Source organism: Bradyrhizobium sp. USDA 3256 (assembly GCF_054058275.1).
The window spans coordinates 3,878,009-3,897,649 of sequence record NZ_JBSSAE010000002.1 but is presented as its reverse complement, the minus strand read 5'-3'; the positions used below and the strand labels follow the sequence as shown (position 1 = coordinate 3,897,649).

Sequence of the window (19,641 nt, the reverse complement as noted above, 5' to 3'; positions counted from 1 at the left end):
CTCACGGGCGGCGCAACACATTCAATGTCGTCCCGGCCTAGTGCGCAATTGCGAACGGAGCCGGGACCCATAACCACCGACGTTCATTGTTGAGCGACGCTGGGGCCGCACCTTTTTCTTACAGCACAACCCTGTGGTAATGGGTCCTGGCTTTCGCCGGGACGACGATGGGAAAGCGAGGCGCTTTCTAACCACACTTCGGTCTGTAGCGAAGGATCACACACTCACATCGATGTAGCTTCCGTCTCAACCATCGAGACGGAATCCCGCCAATGACCACCACTCCACGACAGCCGAGCATGGCCTTCGAGCTCGCCTTGCTGCTCGCGCTCGCCACACTGTGGGGCGGCTCCTATACCTTTATCAAGCTCGGTGTCGCGACCATCCCGCCGATCACGCTGATCGCGGCGCGCACCGCGATCGCGGGGCTGCTGCTGCTCGTCATCATGCGGATGCGCGGCGTGACGATGCCGACCGATCGCGCGACCTGGCGCCGCTTCATCTTCCAGGCCTGCCTCAACAGCGTGATCCCGTGGACGCTGATCGCCTGGGGCGAGCGCTTCGTCGATGCGGGGCTCGCCACCATCCTCAATTCGGCCTCGCCGATCTTCACCTTCCTGTTCACCACCGCGATCACCCGCCACGAGGCCGCGAGCCCGCGCAAGCTGTTCGGGGTGATATCAGGCATGGCCGGCATCTGCCTGATCGTCGGCGTCGATGCGTTCCGCGATCTCGGGCAGGGGATCGTAGCCGAGGTCACGATCGTCGCCGCCACCATCTGCTATGCCTGTGCCGCGATCTTCAGCCGCGGCTTCAAGGGGCTCGATCCGATGGCGCCGGCGGCGGGTTCGCTGATCGCGGGCGCTGCGATCCTCGTTCCGCTCAGCGTTGCCGTCGAGCGGCCCTGGACGCTGTCGCCGTCGACGACGTCGCTCGCCGCATTGCTCGCGCTTGCAGTGTTCTCGACCGCGATCGCGTTCGTGATCTACTTCCGCCTGATCCAGACCCTCGGCTCGGTCGGCACCACCGCGCAAGCTTACTTGCGGGTGCCGATCGGGGTTGCGCTCAGCGTCATGTTGCTGGGCGAACGGCTGAGCCCGACGGCATGGATCGGGCTCGCCTGCGTCGTGATCGGTGTCGCCGCGATGACGATTCCCGCACGAAGAGTCGCCACGGCCTGAGGTCATCGCCGCGATGACGATTCCGGCGCGAAGGGCCGCCACCGCCTGAAGTTTCGCCCGCTGAAACCGGCGCCTTGCTGCCGCCGGCCAATGCCTGCATGCTGCCCGCAACGAGATCACTGGGCGGGAAACGAGACGATGTTGCAGCGGGTCAGCCTCATTGCCGGTGCGTGCCTGGCGTTGCTGGCGATGGCGGGCACGGTGCGCGCGCAGGACTTCCCGAACCGGCCGATCCGCATCGTCATTCCCTACGCACCGGGCAGCGTCGCCGACGTGTTCGCGCGCATCATGGCGCAGGACATGCAGGAGCAGTGGAAGGGGACGATCGTCGTCGAGGCTAAATCCGGCGCCAATGGCTCGATCGCGGCCGAGGAGGTCGCACGCGCCACTCCCGACGGATACACATGGCTATTGGTGACGACCTTCTTCACCGCAAGCCCGGCGCTGAACACGCAGCTGCGCTGGGATCCGGTCAGGGATTTCGTGCCGGTCGGGCAGATCTGTCTCGCCCCGAACTTCTTCATCGTGCCGACCTCGTTGCCGGTGAAGACCGTCGCCGACTATGTCGCGCTGGCCAAGGCCAAGCCGGGGACGCTGAACTACAGCCATCCCGGCAAGGGCTCGACCGGCCATCTCGGCTTCGAGCTGTTCAAGCGGCTCGCCGGCATCGACGTCACCGCGATCGGCTATCGCGGCTATCCGCAGATGGTGCCCGATATCGCGAGCGGCCTGATCACCTCGAGCTTCCTGTCGGCCAACCAGGCGCTGGCCCAGGTGCAGTCCGGCAGCATCCGGATCATCGGCGCGATCAGCGACGGCCGCTCGAAATACTTTCCCGACGTGCCGACCATGGCCGAACAGGGGGTTGCCGAGGCCCAGGTGACGCCGTGGTTCGGCTTCGTGGTGCCGGCGGGCACGCCGCAGCCGGTGGTCGAACGCATCAGCGCGGCGCTGGAAACCGCGCTGGCCTCCGCCGAGGTGTGGAAGAAGCTCGATGTTGCTGGTTGCGACGCCCGGAGCGCACCACTGAAGCGCTTTGCCGACGTCATCGCGGCGGACGTCGCCCTCTGGGCACGGGTGGTCAAGGAGGCTGGCATCCCGCCGGACTAGGCCGACGCTGCCTGTGCCGGAATCGACCACCGGCACCCGCCCCGGGGTGACGCCGGTCACACCGCCGGCGGGTTGGGCCGTGCAGCATGTTTCCCCAAAGCCCGTAATTTCCCGTATATTAGGGCGCATTGGACCCCGGCCTTGATGACATGACCGCTGAATTGCCGCCGAATTCGCAAGCGCCGCGTGCGTTCTCCCTCTCCATTGGCCAGCTCACGTTCGGCAGCTTCCTGCTGGTCCTGGCTGTGATCATCATCACATCCACCGCCAGCGTGATCGCGATCCGCCACATCGATACGACCTTCGCCGAGCTGCAGCGGCTGCAGAGCGTCGGCGACATCGCTGAGGATATCGACCGCCGCATGAACGAGCTGCGGCTGGCGGCGCGCGACTTCGTCACCGAGCCGGGCAGCCAGTCGGTCCAGGTTGCGGAGGCGGCCCAGTCGCTGAGCGAGATTCTGAAAAAGACCCGCATCAAGCTGGCGCCCGAGCAGCAGGACATGATCGACGGCGTCACCCAGCGGCTGGCGACCTATCGCAACGGCATCGAGCGCATCTCGGCGCTGCTCAGCCGCCGCGCCGAGCTGGTCGCCGGGCTGCCGCCGCTGCGCGACGCCTTCGACAAGGCGGTCGCCGCGAGCAACGATGCGGCGCTGGCCAATGCGCTGTCGCAATCCCAGAGCCGGATTGCCACCGCGCTGCTGGCGCACAACACGTCGGCCGCCGAGCAGGCCGCGCAGAGCATGCGGGCGATGGCCATCTCCGATCCCGCGCTGCGCGGCGCCGTCGACAATTATGCCGAGGCGATCATCGCGGTCTCGGTGCGTGAGGGCCAGATCGCCGACATTGACAAGGAGGTGCTCGGCGCCGAAGGACGGCTGATCCAGAAGGTCACCGAGCTGCTGCGCGAGCTCAGCTCTCGCCGCGGCCATGTGCTGTCGCGCGATTTTGCCCGGACGCTGGCTGAAGCGAAATGGCAGAGCATCGTGCTCGGCACGGCGGGCGTGCTGATCGGCCTGTTCGCGTCGGTGCTGGTGGTTCGCCGCACCGTCCGCCCGCTTGCCAGGATCGCGGGCTCGATCCGCAAGGTCGCCGGCGGCGAGAAGAGCGCGTTCATTCCCGGCGCCGACCTCGACAACGAGATCGGCGACATCGCGCGCGCCGCCGAAGTGTTCCGCCAGACCCTGGTCGACGCCGACAGCGCGCGCGAAGCGGCGCTGCGCGCGCTCGCCGAGCAGCGGCTTGCCGAAGAGAGTTACCACAAGCTGTTCGAGGCGTCTGTGGAGGGCATCTACGTCACGACGCCGGGCGGCGCGCTGCTCAACGCCAATCCGGCGCTGGCACGGATGATGGGCTATGCCACGCCGCAGGACCTGATCAAGGGCATCGACGACATCGCCACCACCGTCTACCTCGATCCGGCGGCGCGCGAGCAGTACCAGCAGCTGATGCAGCGCGACGGCACGGTGCGTGACTACGAGTACCAGGTGCGCGCGAGCGACGGCACCGTGCTGTGGCTGTCCGATTCGGCGACCGTCGTCCGCAACGACGCGGGCGAAGTGATCCGCTACGAGGGCACGGTGCGCGACATCACCGACCAGAAGCGCGCCGAAGACGCGATCGCCGAAGGCCGTCGGCTGTTGCAGATGGTCATCGACACCGTGCCCGCCGTCATCAACGTCAAGGACCGCGACCTGCGCTACGTGCTGATGAACCGCTACATGGCAGGAATCTTCGGCATCGAGCCGCAGGACGCGATCGGCCAGACCACAGGCGAGCTGATGTCGCGCTATGGCGCGGCGAAGACCGATGAAAACGACAAGCGCGTCCTGTCGGCGCGCCGCGAGCTCGGCTTCTATGAAGAGGAGTACAAGGACGTCGCCGGCAACATGCGGCAATGGCTGGTCAACAAGCTGCCGATCCTCGATGCGCAAGGCGAGATCGAGAACATCGTCACGGTCGCGCTCGACATCGGCGAGCGCAAGCGCTCCGAGCAGGAGATGCGCAAGGCAAGGGATTCCGCGGAGGCCGCGTTGCGCAATCTGCGGGAAACCCAGAATTCGCTGATCGAGGCCGAAAAGCTCGCCGCGCTCGGCCGTCTGGTGGCCGGCGTCGCCCATGAGGTCAACAATCCCGTCGGCATCAGCCTGACGGTGGCGTCCGCGCTGGAGCGCAAGACCGCGAATTTCGCCACCCAGGTCGAGCGCGGCGACCTGCGCCGCTCCAGCCTCAACGATTTCCTGAACACGGCGCGCGATGCCTCCTCGCAACTCGTCGCCAATCTCAACCGCGCCGCGGAGCTGATCCAGTCGTTCAAGCAGGTCGCCGCCGACCGCAACTATTCGGACCAGCGCACCTTCGACCTCGGCGATCTCACCGAGCAGGTGGTGATGAGTCTGAGGCCCGGCCTGCGGAAGCACAATCTGACGCTCAATGTCGATTGCGAGCCGAACCTGATCATGAATTCCTATCCGGGACCGTATGGCCAGGTGCTGACCAATCTGTTCCTCAACGCGGTCGCGCATGCGTTCCCGGACGGCAAGGCCGGCGAGGTCGAGATCCAGGTCCACGCCGCAGGCGGCGACAATGTCGAGGTGATCTTCGCCGACAATGGCTGCGGCATGAGTCTCGACGTGCGCCGCCGCGCCTTCGATCCGTTCTTCACGACGCGGCGCGATCAGGGCGGCACCGGGCTCGGCCTGCACATCGTCTACAGCATCGTCACCACGCGGCTCGGCGGCCGGCTCTCGCTGGATTCCGCGCCGGGCAACGGCACACGGCACCGGGCTCGTCTACAGCATCGTCACCACGCGGCTCGGCGGCCGGCTCTCGCTGGATTCCGCGCCGGGCAACGGCACACGCATCCAGATGATCCTGCCGCGCGTCGCGCCGCTGGAGCAGGCCGCGGAGTAGGCACGAAGCGAAATGGCCAGCCGCGCGCTCGCTCTAGATCCGTCATCCCCGCGCAAAGGCGAAGCCTTTGCGCGGGGATGACGGATCTAGCAGCGAGTTTCAAACCGCTAATTGATATCCGCGAGCTTGTGCAGCGTGGCGCCGAAGATCAGGCTCGCCTTGCCGACCAGCGCGGTCCCACTCATGGTGCCGCGGGTGTCGGTGAAGGTGCCGGAGACGCCGATGCCGACGGGCGCGGGCCCGCCGAACAGCGGGTTGTCGGTGTCGCGCGGCGTCGTGTGGCGTTGCACAAGGACTTCGCCCTTGAAGGCATCGCCCTTCACCGTGTAGCTGCCGGTGTAGTAAAGATAGGCGTCGCCGCCCAGAATCTGGCCGTCGCGGAAGAGAATGACGCCGCTGCCCTTGCCGACGCGACCGTCCAGCAGGGTGACGTGAATTGAGTAAAGTCCGTTCTTCATGATGTCCCGATTGCTGGCCGCCGCGCCCACGGCAAGCCAGTTGGTTTTTTATGCCAAAGCGAGCAACCTCGTGCAATGCGGCAGGTTGATTCCCGGGTGTTCCGCGTTCGGGTGACACCCTCGGTTCCTGCCAGGCAGTGTGACGGCGCGATGACAGCGGACCGTACGCGCGAATCAAAGTGGCCCGCGAAATGCATAGCTCTGGTTGCACTGGCCGGTGAGTGCTGGAGCAAACACATGTCTGACTGGATTGAATCCGGCGGCCATTGGGCACGCCCTCGCAGGCTCAATGGAACTCCGGCCCGCTATGCGGGCCACATGATCGTATCCCTCGTGCTGATAACGCTGGTGTTGGTCGCGGCCATGCGAATCGCGCAGGCGCGCGATCCCGACGGCCGCTACGCCAATTCGCCGCTGAAGGAATGGTTCGACGGCCTGCGCAGCGGCAAAGGGCCGTGCTGTTCGGATGCCGACGGTACAGCGGTCAGCGATGTCGACTGGGAATCCAAGGACGGGCACTATCGTGTGCGCCTCGACGGGGCGTGGATCGATGTCCCCGACGAGGCCGTGGTCACCGAGCCCAACCGGGTCGGCCGCGCCATGGTCTGGCCGATTCCCAGCTACATGGGCGTGACGATCCGCTGCTTCATGCCCGGCAGCATGACTTAGCGCCGCACGCGTGGCTCAGACGTATTTCTGGTCGCGCTCGAGCAGTTCGATCGAGATGCCCTGCGGACCGCGGATGAAGCAGATCCGCACGCCCGGACGGATCGTGGTCGGCTCCTTGGTGAATTCGACGCCCTTGGCCTTGATCTCGGCCGCGACCGCGTCGATGTCCTTCACCGTGAGCCCGAAATGATCGAGCCCCTGATAGGGCGTCACCGGCGCGGCGTTGACGCCGTCGCCCTGGGTCACCTCCGCAATGAACACCTTGGCACCGCCGAGTTGGACGTCGATGCGGCCGGGGCCGCGGATGATCTCGCCGCCGAGAATGTCGCGCAGCCAGGTCGCAGTGGCCTCGGGATCGGGACTGCGCAGGTGGACGTGGTCCCAGGTGACGACAGGCATTGCGATCTCCTTGCTGTTCTCGCGCCGCTTCGGCGCGCGGCACTAGCTCTCGGGCGGCGCGAACTTAGCGAGCGGCCGGCCGTGAGGCCATCCCTCCGTGCTGCCGGCCGCAAGATTGTCGTCCCGGAATGAAACCATTGCGGCCGTCAGCGATTGTCTTCGCGTGGCCGCTCGACCTGCGGCCGTCCCGGAAGCCGCGCGGTGCGGCTTCCTCTCTGTGTGGGGGGCGGCCCGATCAGGCTGCCAGGGTGAGGGCACGACGATGCGGATCGGCTTGGCGTCGTTTCGGAGGTTGGCCGCCGGACGTCTCGGTGAAGGGGGCTTCTACGCCAGCCTGCTGCTGCCGCTGATTGCGCTCGCCGGGATCGCCGCATGGTTCATGCTCCCCGAGCCGAGCGACGCCGGAGACCAGGATATTTGGCCGGTGTCCTCCATGATCCGTACCGCGCAGAATGCCCCGACCGGCGCGCAACCAGCCCAAATCACAAATCAGACCGCGAGGGATGCGCTGGCCGCACCGGCGGACGAGCCGACTACCGTCGGCGTTGCCGCCGCCCCACAGGGAGCAGAGGAGGCCAAGCCGTCCGGGCCCGGCGCTGAAAGGTCGCCGCTGGACAAGCTGCGGATCGCCTCGCAATCGTGGCGGCGCGGCGGGCTGGGTTCGAAGGCGCTGGTCACCCTGACGCTGCGCAATGCCAATGATTTCGCCGTCAAGGATATCGAGATCGCCTGCGCCTTCATCCGCCGGGACGGTCGGCCGCTGACCGAGCGCAAGCGGCTGATCTCCGACACCATCGCCATGAAAAGCCGCAAGACCTACTCGCAGATGTTGGTCGGGTTCGTCAACGTTAACGCAAACAAGGCGAAATGCTCGGTCGTGACGGCCAGCCGCCTTTAATTCCCGGCATCTCGAAAAAGTGACCGCAAATTGACCTGCCGGGTGAACCGTAACGGCCGGGCCGGAACTAACTAATAAACCAGCCGTTAGTGACCGACCCGGGAGCGCGGATAGCGTCCGGGTGATCATGCGCAGACGATGAAATCGCCCGCGCGATGACTGATGTCGTCGCGCCGAGATGAACCGCGCCCTGCTGCGCGGGGGGAGCTACCAAAATGCCTGTGGCGCGTTATTTCCTGTTCGTTGGTGGAGTGCTGCTCGCGCTGCTCTTCGTCGTCAATGCCATCGTGCCGCAGGAGGCCGTGGTCGCCGGCCAGGCCCAGGGACTGTCGTCGTCGGGTGTCGACAAGACCATGGTGCGCATCAAGTCGACCCAGAAATTGCCCGAGCGGGTGGTCTACGACACCAATTTGCCGACCATTGTTCCAGCGCAGGTCAACGCGGTCGCCGCGGCCGTCCCGTCGGCTACGGGCGATGCGTCGGCGCAAGCCCGCGTCCGCAATACGTTCGCCCAGTTCATTCCGCCGGAGAAGGCTGATGCGCAGAAGGTCGCGGCTGAGGCAAAATCGGCTGAACAACCGGCGCAGGCCCAGCCTCAGGCGCCGAAGAAGCGCAAGGTCGCGCGCTACCATGCCCATCCCCAGCAGCCGATGCGGCTGGCGCAGCCCGGCATGTATCAGCCTTACCGCGTCGCGCAGCAGCAGCAGCGCATGGGCTTCTTCGGCGGCTTCGGGACCTGGTAAGAAAAGGCTGCCGCAGCCGGCAATCGATCCGCCGCCGCAAACACTTGCGGCGGCATTTTCACGTCCGCGATCAGGCACCTCGCCGGATGCGGGAAGGCGTCCGAGTGCCGCCCGCTACCTTTAGCGCGGCAGGCGCGGAATCTTGTCCGCGAAGCCGTTGTAGCAGGTCAGCCGCTCGTCCTCTTCCTTCACGAAGCGGCAATCGTTAACGCCCTTGGCCGGGGCGGCTTTCGGCTTCGGCTGCGGCTTGAAGATCTCGTCGTAGCAGATCAGCCGCTCCTTGGTGGCGTCGTCGATGTCCTGACAGGCTTGAAGCTTCTGGGCAACCGATTGCGGCTTGCCGGGCGCAGCAGGCTTCTCGCCCTTCTTGGCGGCCGACTTCTTGCCGACCTGGACCAGCGGCTTGTCGCCGACCATCGGCTGCGAGGTCGCCGCCGGCTTGTCGGCGTCGGCGGGGGCCGGCGTGGTGCCTTGGGCAAGCGCGGCAGCCGGGCAGAAGAGCGCCAGCGCGAGGATGATATGTCTCATGTCGAAAATGTCCGAAATGGCGTGATGACCGGAAGGATGGCGCCGGGGATCGGAAAAGCCCGGCAAGCGCCGAGACTTAACGCAAGTCTTGCCCGAATCCTACCCCCAGAGGTGACCCGCCCGGCACCGATCCACCGGCAAAAGTGAGGGCAATTCGTCGCCGCTCGACCCGCGGGAGAGCGTGAATTGCCTTTGCCCGGCGGGGCGGCTATGACGACGCCATCTGCGCGACTGGCGCTTGGATGGACCACCATCGGGGAGCGCAGAGACTGGACGCCGCGCGCCTGGGCACCGCTTCGAAACGGAGGTGCCATGACGGCGAACATTCTCGATGGGCATGCACATGCCCAAATTGTCATCGACAAGATTGCTGGCGAACTCGACCGGCTGCCCCGCGCGCCGGGGCTTGCGGTCGTGCTGGTCGGCTGTGATCCGGCGAGCCAGATCTATGTGCAGAGCAAGGTCAGGATGGCCGGACGGCTCGGCCTGCGCGGCGAGGTCGCACGCCTGCCGGATGATGCCAGCGAGGCCGATCTGCTTGCCGGAGTAGAGGCGCTCAATGCGCGCGACGATATCGACGGCATCCTCGTGCAGCTGCCGTTGCCGGCGCATATCGACGCCTTGCGCGTGATGGCGGCGGTCGATCCCGCCAAGGACGTCGACGGCCTGCACGCCCTGAACGCCGGCCGGCTGTTTCACGGCGACGATGCGCTGGTGCCGTGCACGCCGCTCGGCTGTCTCCGGCTGATCAAATCGACCCTGCCGGACCTCACCGGCGCCCATGCCGTGGTGATCGGCAGCTCCAACATCGTCGGCAAGCCGATGGCCGCGCTGCTGCTGCAGGAGCACGCGACCGTGACCCAGACCCATATCCACACCCGCGGCATCAGCAGGATCTGCCGCGAGGCCGACATCCTGGTGAGCGCGGTGGGCAAGGCGGGCCTCGTGCGCGGCGACTGGATCAAGCCGCAGGCCATCGTCATCGACGTCGGCACCACGCGTGTCGAGAAGCCGGACGGCGGCTATGCGGTGTGCGGCGACGTCTCGTTCGACGAGGCGGTGCAGGTCGCCGGTGCGATCACGCCGGTGCCGCGCGGCGTCGGCCCGATGACGATCGCCTGCCTGATGGAGAACACGCTGAAGGCCGCAAAGGCGAGGGCGGCCCGGCTGCAATAGCGCGGGATACCTGCGGCGATATGCGAGCGGCGGGTGTCGCTCGCGTATCGCGCACGAAGTTCATGACGTCCGGGGTAATGGAAAGCCCGCACCATTCGTCTATCGTCGCGCGACAGATGGAGGCGCGCGATGCTGTATGCGGAAGATCTCACCGAGGGCCAGACGTTCAGGCTTGGCAGCTACACGATCGGCGAGGCCGAGATCCTGGAGTTCGCCGGCAAATATGATCCGGTGCCGATCCATGCCGATCCCGTCGCGGCTGCGTCAGGCCCGTTCGGCGGACTGATCGCAAGCGGCTTCAACACCATTGCGATCTATCAGCGGCTCGTCGTGGAGGCGATCTGGACCAAGGTGGCGGGGATCGTCGGGCGGAGCTTCGAGATTCGCCTGCCGAGCCCGGTTCGGCCCGGCGCCACGCTCACCGGCCAATCCCAGATCCAGAAGATCACCATCAGGCCGGAGCGGCGCGACGCTGTCGTGATCTTCAAGACGGAGCTGGTCAACGACGAGCAGCGCCCGGTTCTTGTCCTCGTGCTCGACGCGCTGATCCGCATGCGGCCGGCGGAGCAGGGGCGGGCATAGGCGCGGCCTGAGGGGCATTCCGAAGTCATCCGCCTCGGACGGCCGTCAGCGCCTCTACGCGTTCCCCGCACGCGACCTTGTCGTCGCGCAATGTTGCGGCAATTATGACAAGCCGGCGGCAGAACAGCAGCGCATCAATGACGTCAACATCGACGAGGTCGTGCTGCCCGGGAGTTGGTTCAGCTACGCGCTGTGGGGCATCGGCCTGGACGGATGTGGGCGTGAAGATGGGCGTGAAGAGCAACAAGCGGAAGCGCGGGGAGATCGAAGCCAAGCGGCGCAAGGCCGAGGAGTGGCGCCGCATGCAGGCGCAGCGCGCCGCCGAACAGCGCCGTCTCCATGAGTACAAGATTGCGCTGGCGCGCGGCGAGGTTGCCGTGGTGACGAGCGCGCTGGCGCCTTCGAACAGCTATTCGACCCCCGACTTCGTCCTGCGCGGAACCTATCGACCCGAGCCTTTCGTCTGCAAGGACTGCGGCGTTGCCGAGGTCTGGACGCCGTTGCAGCAGAAGTGGTGGTACGAGACCGCCAAGGGCGACGTGTTCACCAAGGCGGCGCGCTGCCGGGCCTGCCGCAGCAAGGAGCGCGCGCGCAAATCCGCCGCGCGCCGTGTGCATCTGGAAGGGCTCGCAAGGAAGAAGCCTCCCGTCTCGTAGCGATGGGCGTGACTTCAGAGTCGCACTTCACGTCCGATACGCGGGGAACCGCTGCGCAGGCGGTCAATGCGTCGCGCGTGCGGAACGTTTCGGTGCCTGATCGGTTCGAGACCTTGAAGCCCCCGATGTGGGGTGCGGGCGGGGAGGAACCAGCCAAGGAAAACTTGTCAAGGAAACCTGTCAAGGAAGCCATCGCGGCCGGAACCAACGAGAAGGAGCAGCGGATGAAACTCAATTCCACGCAAGTCAAGCAGACCATGACGCAACTGAATGCCCAGGTGCTTCCGGACGATCACCCGGCCGTGGCGCAACTGAACAGCGTGTTCGGTGAGCACACATTCTTCGTCGACACCAGCGGGCTCAAGGTGCTCGAACCTGCCCAGACCTCCGACATGTCGGGGCAGACCGGCGAAGTCGTCAGTCTCGCCGAATGGAGCGATCCGGAGCTGACGTCGCTTCGGCCGCACGAGCCGGAGCCGACCGGCGTGCTCATCGCGCTTGAACCCAGCAAGCACTGAAGCGTTTTCGCGCGCAAGCAAACGCAACCAAGCAAGGGGATTGAGAGCATGATCCGATTCAATCGGATCATGCTCTTTGTGCTGCATCGCGCGGCACCCGCGATCGGCAGTCCTGGTGGCGACAGCCCCGACGTCACATCAAGAGGTGCCGAAAGTCACATGGCAAATCAGCGCCGCCTGCGTATGCATCGGTTTGAGATGGGTATCCAGGCGGTGAGGGGCAGATGGGGATCGTGCGGCGCTGGAGCCCTGACGAGGACGAGAAGCTCAGAGAACTCGCCAGGGCCGGCAAGAACGCTCTCGAGATCAGCAACGAACTGACCCGCAGCGCTTCGGCCGTGCGCCGGCGCGCCGAGGTCCTGTCGGTCCTGATCATGGCAAAGGCGTTTCGCGCGCGCCCCTCGCATGTCGCCACCCATCTCGAGCGGGTCGCGATCGACGCGATCCGCAACCGCCGTCCGTTTCCCGCGGGCGTCGGTCCGAGCACCATTGCCGGAATGATCGAGAAGGGCTGGATCGTCCCGGAGATGGGCCGCAGATACAACGTGACCGACGCCGGCGTGGAGGCGGTACGGCGGAAGATTCCGAGCGGCTGAAGGAATGGATGCACGCCGGGCGCGCCATGCCGAAGTGGCTCGCGCATCCGGTGGGGGAAGGCGGACCATTCGCGACCGAATGCAAGATTTCGCGCCCGAGACGGACGCCCCGTCCGTTCAATCATCGGGGCACGACGACCTGCGGCCTCTCTGTCTCCTCTTCAGCCCACCGATCCGATTGCGCCGATGCTCAACGCCCCGCTAGCCCAAGCCGACCGATACCAAGCCGACCGATACCAGCGTTTCGCCGATCTCGCTGTCAGTGTCGGTGACGCGATCGATGCGATCGCCGGGTTGAATCCGGCTCAGCGTACCGACGTGGACTTCCTCGAACGCGAATTCATCCCGGCACTGGGGCTCAATGACGAACTGCTTCATGAGCAGCCGCCGGAACTGGCGCCGAACTTCGGCAAGGGCCTCCACCTTTGGCAATACCCGAACCAGCTTGCGCCATACCTCGCCTGGCTTGCCCGCAATTCGTCCGGCGTCTCCTCGTACATGGAAATCGGCTGCCGCTGGGGCGGCATGTTCATCCTTGTTACTGAGTGGCTCAGGAACAGCGGCGCCGACCTGAAGACCGTGATTGCACTCGATCCGATCGCGCCGACGCCCTTTATCTCGACCTACTTCGATCTGCTGCAGCAGCAGGCCGCTATCGAACCGATCTACATGCAGGATTTTTCGACCTCCCCGCTGGTCGGTGCGCATGTCGACCGGCTGAAGCCGGACTGCGTCTTCATCGACGGCGATCACAGCCTGCGCGGTGCGCTACAGGATCATCTGCTGGTGCGTTCCCACGCCCGCATCATCGTGCATCATGACATCCATTCCCAAGCCTGTCCCGATACCACGCTGCTCTGGAAGGCGCTGAAGCAGTTGGAAGCGCCAAGCTTCGAAACGTTCGAATTCACCGGCCAGTATCCGTCGGTGAATGGCTCATTCCTCGGCATCGGCGCCATGAAGCGGCGATCGGCGCAGATATAGGACCGGGAGCCGGGCAATCGCCGCGATCACTAGCTCGCGGGCCGATCGCGGAGGTTCAGTTTGCTCTTGTCGCCGCCGGCCCAGGCCAGGGTCTTCGGGTCCATCACGCGGAACCAGAGCGGTGGGATCGCCGCCAGCCCGAACATGCCGGTGTAGCCGTTCGGCAGCCGCGGGATGTCGTCGAAATCGCGCAGCGACTGATAGGGGCGCATCGGGTTGGCGTGGTGGTCGGAGTGACGTTGCAGGTGGAACGTCATCAGGTTCGAGACGATGTGGTTGGTATTCCATGAGTGGCGCGGCTCGACCGCCTGGTAGCGGCCGTTCGGCAGCTTCTCGCGCAGTAGCCCGTAGTGCTCGACATAGTTGGCCTGGGTCAGCGCGTACCAGCCGAGGAAATGGTGCGCGACGATGAAGGGCGCGACCTTCCAGCCGAACAGCGCGATCAGGACGGCCGCGACGACGAGCGTCAGCGCAAAGCCTTGCAGGATCTCGTTGTTGACCGACCAGACCGGCTCGCCGCGCCGGGTCAGCCGTTCGGCTTCATTGCGCCAGCCGCGCTTGAAGGCGCCGGGCAGCTCGCGCGTTGCGAACGCATAGATCGATTCACCGAAGCGCGCGCTGGCGGGATCCTCGGGGGTTGCGACCCAGGTGTGATGGCCGCGATTGTGCTCGACGCGGAAATGCGCGTAGCCGACCGCGCAGTTGGCGAGCATGCCGAACAGGATGTTGAGCCTGTCCGGCTTGTGGCCGAGTTCGTGCCCGATCAACAGCGCGCCGCCATTGATGGTGCCGACGCCGAGCAGCAAGGCGACATAGGACCACCACGGCAGATCCTGGGTGCCGAAGAACGCAATCAGCGCGACGTAGTTGATCCAGGGAAACACCACGGTGATGCGCGCGAGCCGCAGGTAATAGGGATCGGCCTCCATCGCGGCGACCACTTCCGCCGGCGGATTGTGGGTGTCTTCGCCGAACACGACGTCGAGCAGCGGGATCAGGATGAAGATGAAGACGAAGGGGATCAGCGTCACCAGCGCATTGTGCGTCCGCAGGAACAGCCAGTAGGACAACAGTGGGATCAGCGGCGGAATGAACGAGAGCATCCAGAGATAGCGTTTGCCGTCCCGGTAGGTGATCGTTTCGCCAGCAGCATTGGTGCCCGTGAAGATCATCGCATTCCCTCCAGCGTCTCTTGCGAGGTGGCGTTCGCCATTGTTGGGCCGAGCATGCCGCGAGGCGGGCCTGCGCCGCCAGTTCACAACAGGCCAATCTTGTGGCATTTTGCGCCAAGCCTCGTTCGGCCGGACGTTCGCGAGGGGGAGGTCGCCGACGCCATGCACGGATCGGAATCCGATGCCCTTCGCACGCCGGTGTCCGCGGCCTATGCGCGGGCCCTGGTGCGGGCATTTGGCCAGACGCGAAGCGATCGCGACGAGCTGCTGAAGGGCACCGGAATTCGGCTCGAAGCGCTCGACCAGCCCGGTGGTCACATGCCGGTATCCTCGCTGGTGGTGCTGGCGGCCAACATCACCCGCCGGCATGGCGAGCTATGGCCATTGTCGGCCGCGGCGGTGTGGTCGACATCGCTGCAAGGCGCGCTCGACGTCGCGACCAGGACGGCGCCGACCATCGCGGATGCGTTGGCGACCGGCGCGCGTTTCGGGTCGACCCGCGCGCCCTTCGTCCGCAACCGGCTGCGCGAGACCGCGCGCGCGATCCAGATCGAAATCTCTCCCGCCGTCGCGATGGACGAAGCGCTGTGGCACGCCGTGGCGCTGGCGGTCAGCCTCAACGTGCACGCGGTGTACGTCCAGCTGCTCGAGGATGCGATCGGTGAGGCGACGCTGCAATTTCCCTGGCCGCCGCCTGCGGGCGCGGAGCGGCTGCTCGAGCATTATTCCTGCGCGGTGAAGTTCAACGCTGCCGCCTTCATCTTCGAGGTACCGAAAGCGCTTGGCGCGCGGCCGTCGCCGTTTGCCGATCCGCAATTGCACGCCAAGGCCATCGAAGCGCTCGAGGCGATCGAAAATCCGCAGCCCGACACCACGGCGCTGGCGGGGATCGTCGAGCGCCTGATCGCGGCCCGCCTGCCGCGGCGTCTCGCTGAGGAGGAGGCCGCGCGCCTCGTCGGCACCTCGCGGCGAACGCTGGTGCGGCGGCTCGCCGAGACCGGCAGCGCCTTCCGCCCGCTGCTCGATGGCGTGCTGCGCGAGCGCGCAAGGATCATGCTCGCGGCCGGCACCCAATCGCGCGACGAAATGGCGGCCGCGCTCGGCTACACCGATGCGACGAGCTTCAGCCGGGCGTGCCGGCGGTGGTTCGGAGAGAAGGGCGGGCGGGGTTAGGGCGCGGTTGACGCCTCGCGCAAGCCCACAGACCTGGTGGACGGTACGCAGACTTAAACGATGCCGATCCCGTCAATGCGTATGCAGGGCGTCGTAGGCGTGAGCAAAAAACACAGCGGCGCTGAGGAGCAGCAGCGCGACAATGGTCGCTTCCATCATGACACTTCCCCATTATTGTTTGGGAGGAGTGGTACCGGTCAAATGTTTCCGCCCGGTTTCGTCCGCTGATGAAAATGGTTTCGTGGCTGCCGTCGCACGCTGCCACGGGGGCGTCCAAATGATGGCGCGCTCGGAGAGATTCGAACTCCCGACCCTCGGAATCGAAATCCGATGCTCTATCCAGCTGAGCTACGAGCGCGTTGCGGGTCGATTATCAGACTTGGGCGGGGAGGGCCAGCAGGCACGAAGCGCGGCACCCGGCGGTGCCGGCGCCCCGGCGGTCCTCTCCCTTAAAGCCGTCAGAAGCAGGGATGCCGTCGGTGGTCCTGGCCGATATAGGCGGCCGCGCCCTGGTAGCACTTGTTGCGCGGGGAGCCATCGTAATAGGCGAACGTGCCGGCAGTCGGGCCGGGGCCGTAATTGTGCAAATAGCTGATGTGGTAGGGCAGGCCCCAATGGGCGTGGTGGTGATGCCGGTGGTGGCGCGGATGGGCCGTGAGGTCGGCCGCAGCCGCCGGGGTCAGGGCCATCACGGCCAGAGCGAGGGCGGCGAAAAGCTTGGTCTTGGTCATGGGCGGCCTCCGGTCATTTACGGGAATCGGCATTGTGGGCCGCCCCGGGGCCCATTTAACCTGGAATCGGGGCCAAAAGCTGCGGGAAATCAGTCACAGCGCGCCAAATTTTGCCTTTTTGCGGATGCTTAACGGATTGCCAACACAGTCCGGCCAGAGTCTTGCGGTCAGGTCCGCCCGGGCCCGGCCTTTCCCGCGGTTTCGAACGATCCATGCGCATCACGCCCCTTGTCGCCTTGCTGCTCTCGGTTCTGGCCGCGACGCCCGCGCGGGCGGTGCTGCACATCACGCGCGACCATGGCGGCTATGTCGAGGAGTACAAGGCCAAGTACAAGCAGATCCGCGAGCGCCGCGAGCGCGTCGTGATCGACGGCATCTGCAACTCGGCCTGCACGCTGGTGTTCGGCATCGTGCCGCTGAACAAGATCTGCGTCACGCCGCGGGCCAGCATCGGCTTCCACCAGGCCTATTACGACAAGGCCTTCACCTTCGGTATCAAGGTCACCAGCCTCGAGGGCACCTCCGATCTGATGTCCTACTACCCCGATACGGTGAAGGACTGGATCCGCCGCAATGGCGGGCTCACCACCGAGATGAAGAAGATCAAGAACGGGGTCGATCTCTGGAAGATCGTCGATCCCTGTCCGGAAGAGTGGTAGGCGCGGACGCGCTCGCGCTTCGAACCTCCTCAGGTCTGTCTTGGGGCTTCAAGTCTTAGGATTTCAGGTCCTGGGCCTGACGTCGCCATCCGACACCAGCAGCACGGACGCCTTCGACTTGCCGAGCACGGCCGTGGCGACGCTGCCGAAATTCAGGCTGTCGCCCTGGATGCGGTCGACGCCGATCACAACGAGGTCTGCCCGGCTTGACGCGATCTCCTGCAGGATCGCGACCTCAGGTGCGGTGTTGGCGCGCAGCCGCGTCGTCACGTTGATGTCGTAGCGCGCCGCGGTCGCCGCGATGTCCTTCAGGATTGCTTCCTCATGCGCCAGCGACATACTGGGACTGGTGCGGCGGGCGCCCTTGTCGCGCGTGGTCGAGACATAGACCACCTGCAGCGGCTCGCTCGAAAGGCGCGCCAGCGCGATCGCGACCTCGGCCCCGCGCCGTGAGACGTTGCTGCCCGAGACCGGCACCAGGATCTTCCGCGCATTCGCCGTCGGCTCCTTCTCGTGTACGCCCTTGGCGGCCGCGATCGCCAGCGGGCCGTCGAAGCCGGAGGTCAGGTCGTCGAGTTGCCGGTCGAAGCCGCCATCGGGGCCGGCGACCGCGTCCATGCCGACCACCAGCAGGTCGAAACCTTTTTTGGCTTCCTCGGCGATCGCCTCCGCCGCCGTCTCCTCGCGGGCGCGGCTGATGACGTCGACATTGCCGCCGCCGTCGGCATCGGCATCGGCGCTCGCCTTGGCCGCATTGATGACCGCCGCCTCGGGGCTCTCCTCATCGGCACGGTTCTTCTCCTGCAGCTTGGCGTTGACGCCGACATGCAGCACCGTGATCGGCAGACCGCGCCCGCCGGCGAGCTGGCCGGCGAGATGCGCGGCGAATGTCGCGTTGCTGCTCTCGTCGACCGCGAGCAGCAGCCGCTCGAGATTGGCCACGAAGCCGCGCTGCTCATATTCCTCGCGCTCCAGCCGCTCCTTCTCGTCCTGGCCGAGCGGCAGCCGCGCCAGCGCGCTGCGCAGCATCGGCGGCATCGCCATCGTGGTCAGGATCGCCATGGTCACGATCATTGAGAACATGGTCTGGCTCAGCACCCCCATCGACAGGCCGATGGTGGCGATGATCACCTCGGTCGAGCCGCGCGCATTCATGCCGCTCGCCAGCGCATAGGACTCCTGCCGGGTCAGCCCGCCGAGCGCACCGCCGACAAAGGCGCCGCCGAACTTGCCGATGCTCGCAATCAGCACCAGCGCCGCGGTCAACCCCAGCACCGACGGATCCTTCAGCACCGTGAGGTCGGCGCTGAGGCCGGCGAGCCCGAAGAATACCGGCATGAACAGGCTCGAGATCAGCCCGCGCAGCCGCTCGTCGATCTGCCGGGTCAGGATCGGGGATTCCCCGACCAGCACGCCGGCGATGAAGGCGCCGAGCACGGTGTGCACGCCGATCAGGTGCGTGATCATCGCCATCCCGCTCATCAACAGCAGGATCACGGTGATCACCGCCGCCGAAGAGACCAGATTGTCGTTGGCCCAGCGGATCAACCGGAACACCAGCCGCCGGCCGATCGTGAAGCTGGCTGCGAGGAAGGCCAGGGTGCCGAACAGCGCCTGCGCGACCGAGAGGATATCGAGGCTGCCGCGCGAGGCGAGGCTGAAGATGACAGCGATGATGATCCAGCCGAGGGTGTCGTCGATGATCGCGCTGGCGACAATGATCTGGCCGACATTGCGGCGCATGAAGTTCATTTCGCGCACCACGACGGCGACGATCTTCACCGAGGAGATCGACAGCGCCGTGCCGAGAAACAGCGAGGCGATCAGCCGCGCTTCGGGATGCGGCAGCAGGCCGTCGGGAAGGAATTCGCCGAGCACGAAGCCGCACACGAACGGCACCGCGATGCCCGCCACTGAGATCGTGGTCGCGGCGCGGCCGACCTTCCGCACCAGCTTGAGGTCGGTATCCATGCCCGTCAGCAGCAACAGGAGCAGGATGCCGAACTGCGCAATGCCGTCGATCAGCGCCTTCTGCTCGCCGGACGGCGGAAAGATCACGCCGTGCGCCGACGGCCACAGCCAGCCGAACAGCGACGGTCCGAGCAGAAGGCCGCCGAGCAGTTCGCCGATCACGGAGGGCTGGCCGATCCGCTGCATCAATTCGCCGAGACCGCGCCCGACCGCGATCAGGAGCGCGATCTGGACGAGCAGGATGAACTCGGATGGCTTGCTCGCCTTGTCGCCCGCGGCGTCGGCTGCCGTGATGCTCACGAGCAGGATGACGGTCGCCCAAATCGCCGGTTGAAGCCGCCCCCAGCGGATCACCATGGTATCTCCGATTTCCAATTCCAGCGCGGCTCGGCCGGCTTGCCGCATGCGGTCAACGCCCGGGTTCCGAAAGTGATCCACTGGGTCAGATTTTGGAACGGACGCACCGGCGGTTCGTTTCGCTCATGATGCGTTCATCCTGGTGATGCGAATGTCTCCATGAGCGA

General features: G+C 65.8%; 19 protein-coding genes, 1 tRNA gene, 1 pseudogene and 1 riboswitch. Of the genes and pseudogenes, 14 read left to right on the top strand and 7 right to left on the bottom strand.

The window, feature by feature from the left end:
* Positions 1–272: 272 nt before the first annotated feature.
* From ACVWY5_RS20140 to ACVWY5_RS20130, 3 genes and pseudogenes are all read left to right on the top strand, one after another.
* Positions 273–1,181 carry a DMT family transporter gene (locus ACVWY5_RS20140; protein WP_028337621.1) on the top strand — a complete coding sequence of 303 codons (909 nt, stop codon included), beginning with the start codon at positions 273–275 and terminating at the stop codon, positions 1,179–1,181.
* A 138-nt stretch (positions 1,182–1,319) separates the two neighbouring features.
* Positions 1,320–2,291: a tripartite tricarboxylate transporter substrate binding protein gene (locus ACVWY5_RS20135; protein WP_028337622.1), complete on the top strand. Its 972-nt coding sequence runs from the start codon at positions 1,320–1,322 to the stop codon at positions 2,289–2,291.
* A 149-nt stretch (positions 2,292–2,440) separates the two neighbouring features.
* Positions 2,441–5,059 (top strand): annotated as a pseudogene (locus ACVWY5_RS20130) (PAS domain S-box protein); the annotation flags it as partial.
* A gap of 252 nt (positions 5,060–5,311) precedes the next feature.
* On the opposite strand, the gene ACVWY5_RS20125 reads toward ACVWY5_RS20130, so the two are convergent.
* The gene (locus ACVWY5_RS20125; protein WP_026192881.1) at positions 5,312–5,662 is read right to left on the bottom strand and encodes a GrlR family regulatory protein; all 351 of its coding nucleotides are present in this window, start codon (positions 5,660–5,662) and stop codon (positions 5,312–5,314) included.
* 237 nt (positions 5,663–5,899) lie between these two features.
* Between ACVWY5_RS20125 and ACVWY5_RS20120 the strand changes: the two genes are divergently transcribed.
* Positions 5,900–6,331: a hypothetical protein gene (locus ACVWY5_RS20120; RefSeq protein WP_410712072.1), complete on the top strand. Its 432-nt coding sequence runs from the start codon at positions 5,900–5,902 to the stop codon at positions 6,329–6,331.
* Positions 6,332–6,346: 15 nt separating this feature from the next.
* Here ACVWY5_RS20120 and ACVWY5_RS20115 read toward each other — a convergent pair whose 3' ends face one another.
* Complete coding sequence (locus ACVWY5_RS20115; RefSeq protein WP_026192879.1) at positions 6,347–6,730, bottom strand: VOC family protein; 384 nt, start codon at positions 6,728–6,730, stop codon at positions 6,347–6,349.
* 262 nt (positions 6,731–6,992) lie between these two features.
* Here ACVWY5_RS20115 and ACVWY5_RS20110 point away from each other — a divergent pair, with 262 nt between their 5' ends.
* Both ACVWY5_RS20110 and ACVWY5_RS20105 read left to right on the top strand, forming a co-directional pair.
* Entirely contained in the window at positions 6,993–7,628 is a 636-nt protein-coding gene (locus ACVWY5_RS20110) for a hypothetical protein (protein ID WP_051376369.1), read from the top strand.
* Positions 7,629–7,843: 215 nt separating this feature from the next.
* On the top strand, positions 7,844–8,371 hold the full coding sequence (locus tag ACVWY5_RS20105; RefSeq protein WP_051376370.1) for a hypothetical protein: 528 nt from the start codon (positions 7,844–7,846) through the stop codon (positions 8,369–8,371).
* Positions 8,372–8,491: 120 nt separating this feature from the next.
* On the opposite strand, the gene ACVWY5_RS20100 is transcribed toward ACVWY5_RS20105, so the two are convergent.
* Entirely contained in the window at positions 8,492–8,899 is a 408-nt protein-coding gene (locus tag ACVWY5_RS20100) for a hypothetical protein (protein WP_028337625.1), read from the bottom strand.
* A gap of 217 nt (positions 8,900–9,116) precedes the next feature.
* A riboswitch (ZMP/ZTP riboswitch) is annotated at positions 9,117–9,196 on the top strand.
* A 15-nt stretch (positions 9,197–9,211) separates the two neighbouring features.
* Here ACVWY5_RS20100 and ACVWY5_RS20095 point away from each other — a divergent pair.
* The 6 genes from ACVWY5_RS20095 (at position 9,212) to ACVWY5_RS20070 (ending at position 13,411) form a co-directional block, all read left to right on the top strand.
* Complete coding sequence (locus ACVWY5_RS20095) at positions 9,212–10,075, top strand: bifunctional 5,10-methylenetetrahydrofolate dehydrogenase/5,10-methenyltetrahydrofolate cyclohydrolase (RefSeq protein ID WP_028337626.1); 864 nt, start codon at positions 9,212–9,214, stop codon at positions 10,073–10,075.
* 129 nt (positions 10,076–10,204) lie between these two features.
* Entirely contained in the window at positions 10,205–10,657 is a 453-nt protein-coding gene (locus ACVWY5_RS20090) for a MaoC/PaaZ C-terminal domain-containing protein (protein ID WP_028337627.1), read from the top strand.
* Positions 10,658–10,884: 227 nt separating this feature from the next.
* Positions 10,885–11,313, top strand: coding sequence for a zinc-ribbon domain containing protein (locus ACVWY5_RS20085; RefSeq protein WP_193395243.1), 429 nt, complete (start codon positions 10,885–10,887; stop codon positions 11,311–11,313).
* Positions 11,314–11,537: 224 nt separating this feature from the next.
* Positions 11,538–11,831 (top strand): hypothetical protein, encoded by a 294-nt coding sequence (locus ACVWY5_RS20080; protein WP_028337629.1) that lies wholly within the window; start codon positions 11,538–11,540, stop codon positions 11,829–11,831.
* A 224-nt stretch (positions 11,832–12,055) separates the two neighbouring features.
* Complete coding sequence (locus ACVWY5_RS20075; protein WP_016846479.1) at positions 12,056–12,427, top strand: SANT/Myb-like DNA-binding domain-containing protein; 372 nt, start codon at positions 12,056–12,058, stop codon at positions 12,425–12,427.
* Positions 12,428–12,613: 186 nt separating this feature from the next.
* Positions 12,614–13,411: a class I SAM-dependent methyltransferase gene (locus ACVWY5_RS20070; protein WP_028337630.1), complete on the top strand. Its 798-nt coding sequence runs from the start codon at positions 12,614–12,616 to the stop codon at positions 13,409–13,411.
* A gap of 29 nt (positions 13,412–13,440) precedes the next feature.
* Here ACVWY5_RS20070 and ACVWY5_RS20065 read toward each other — a convergent pair whose 3' ends face one another.
* Positions 13,441–14,583, bottom strand: a complete 1,143-nt coding sequence (locus ACVWY5_RS20065) for an alkane 1-monooxygenase (RefSeq protein WP_028337631.1) — start codon at positions 14,581–14,583, stop codon at positions 13,441–13,443.
* A 162-nt stretch (positions 14,584–14,745) separates the two neighbouring features.
* On the opposite strand from ACVWY5_RS20065, the gene ACVWY5_RS20060 reads away from it, so the two are divergent.
* Complete coding sequence (locus ACVWY5_RS20060; RefSeq protein ID WP_321177138.1) at positions 14,746–15,756, top strand: helix-turn-helix domain-containing protein; 1,011 nt, start codon at positions 14,746–14,748, stop codon at positions 15,754–15,756.
* A 281-nt stretch (positions 15,757–16,037) separates the two neighbouring features.
* On the opposite strand, the gene ACVWY5_RS20055 is transcribed toward ACVWY5_RS20060, so the two are convergent.
* Positions 16,038–16,114: transfer RNA gene (locus tag ACVWY5_RS20055), tRNA-Arg, on the bottom strand.
* Between the two features lie 100 nt (positions 16,115–16,214).
* On the bottom strand, positions 16,215–16,487 hold the full coding sequence (locus tag ACVWY5_RS20050; RefSeq protein ID WP_028337633.1) for a hypothetical protein: 273 nt from the start codon (positions 16,485–16,487) through the stop codon (positions 16,215–16,217).
* 212 nt (positions 16,488–16,699) lie between these two features.
* Between ACVWY5_RS20050 and ACVWY5_RS20045 the strand changes: the two genes are divergently transcribed.
* Positions 16,700–17,146 (top strand): hypothetical protein, encoded by a 447-nt coding sequence (locus ACVWY5_RS20045; protein ID WP_018272072.1) that lies wholly within the window; start codon positions 16,700–16,702, stop codon positions 17,144–17,146.
* Between the two features lie 63 nt (positions 17,147–17,209).
* Here the strand turns inward: ACVWY5_RS20045 and ACVWY5_RS20040 are convergent, their stop codons facing one another.
* Positions 17,210–19,474 (bottom strand): cation:proton antiporter domain-containing protein, encoded by a 2,265-nt coding sequence (locus ACVWY5_RS20040; protein WP_321177139.1) that lies wholly within the window; start codon positions 19,472–19,474, stop codon positions 17,210–17,212.
* Positions 19,475–19,641: the final 167 nt, after the last annotated feature.

Coding starts and splice junctions, on each gene's coding strand:
- ACVWY5_RS20080 (WP_028337629.1), top strand. CDS start 11,538: ATGAAACTCAATTCCACGCAAGTCAAGCAGACCATGACGCAACTGAAT.
- ACVWY5_RS20110 (WP_051376369.1), top strand. CDS start 6,993: ATGCGGATCGGCTTGGCGTCGTTTCGGAGGTTGGCCGCCGGACGTCTC.
- ACVWY5_RS20060 (WP_321177138.1), top strand. CDS start 14,746: ATGCACGGATCGGAATCCGATGCCCTTCGCACGCCGGTGTCCGCGGCC.
- ACVWY5_RS20115 (WP_026192879.1), bottom strand. CDS start 6,730: ATGCCTGTCGTCACCTGGGACCACGTCCACCTGCGCAGTCCCGATCCC.
- ACVWY5_RS20045 (WP_018272072.1), top strand. CDS start 16,700: ATGCGCATCACGCCCCTTGTCGCCTTGCTGCTCTCGGTTCTGGCCGCG.
- ACVWY5_RS20090 (WP_028337627.1), top strand. CDS start 10,205: ATGCTGTATGCGGAAGATCTCACCGAGGGCCAGACGTTCAGGCTTGGC.
- ACVWY5_RS20095 (WP_028337626.1), top strand. CDS start 9,212: ATGACGGCGAACATTCTCGATGGGCATGCACATGCCCAAATTGTCATC.
- ACVWY5_RS20125 (WP_026192881.1), bottom strand. CDS start 5,662: ATGAAGAACGGACTTTACTCAATTCACGTCACCCTGCTGGACGGTCGC.
- ACVWY5_RS20040 (WP_321177139.1), bottom strand. CDS start 19,474: ATGGTGATCCGCTGGGGGCGGCTTCAACCGGCGATTTGGGCGACCGTC.
- ACVWY5_RS20050 (WP_028337633.1), bottom strand. CDS start 16,487: ATGACCAAGACCAAGCTTTTCGCCGCCCTCGCTCTGGCCGTGATGGCC.
- ACVWY5_RS20100 (WP_028337625.1), bottom strand. CDS start 8,899: ATGAGACATATCATCCTCGCGCTGGCGCTCTTCTGCCCGGCTGCCGCG.
- ACVWY5_RS20105 (WP_051376370.1), top strand. CDS start 7,844: ATGCCTGTGGCGCGTTATTTCCTGTTCGTTGGTGGAGTGCTGCTCGCG.
- ACVWY5_RS20065 (WP_028337631.1), bottom strand. CDS start 14,583: ATGATCTTCACGGGCACCAATGCTGCTGGCGAAACGATCACCTACCGG.
- ACVWY5_RS20070 (WP_028337630.1), top strand. CDS start 12,614: ATGCTCAACGCCCCGCTAGCCCAAGCCGACCGATACCAAGCCGACCGA.
- ACVWY5_RS20075 (WP_016846479.1), top strand. CDS start 12,056: ATGGGGATCGTGCGGCGCTGGAGCCCTGACGAGGACGAGAAGCTCAGA.
- ACVWY5_RS20120 (WP_410712072.1), top strand. CDS start 5,900: ATGTCTGACTGGATTGAATCCGGCGGCCATTGGGCACGCCCTCGCAGG.
- ACVWY5_RS20140 (WP_028337621.1), top strand. CDS start 273: ATGACCACCACTCCACGACAGCCGAGCATGGCCTTCGAGCTCGCCTTG.
- ACVWY5_RS20135 (WP_028337622.1), top strand. CDS start 1,320: ATGTTGCAGCGGGTCAGCCTCATTGCCGGTGCGTGCCTGGCGTTGCTG.
- ACVWY5_RS20085 (WP_193395243.1), top strand. CDS start 10,885: ATGGGCGTGAAGAGCAACAAGCGGAAGCGCGGGGAGATCGAAGCCAAG.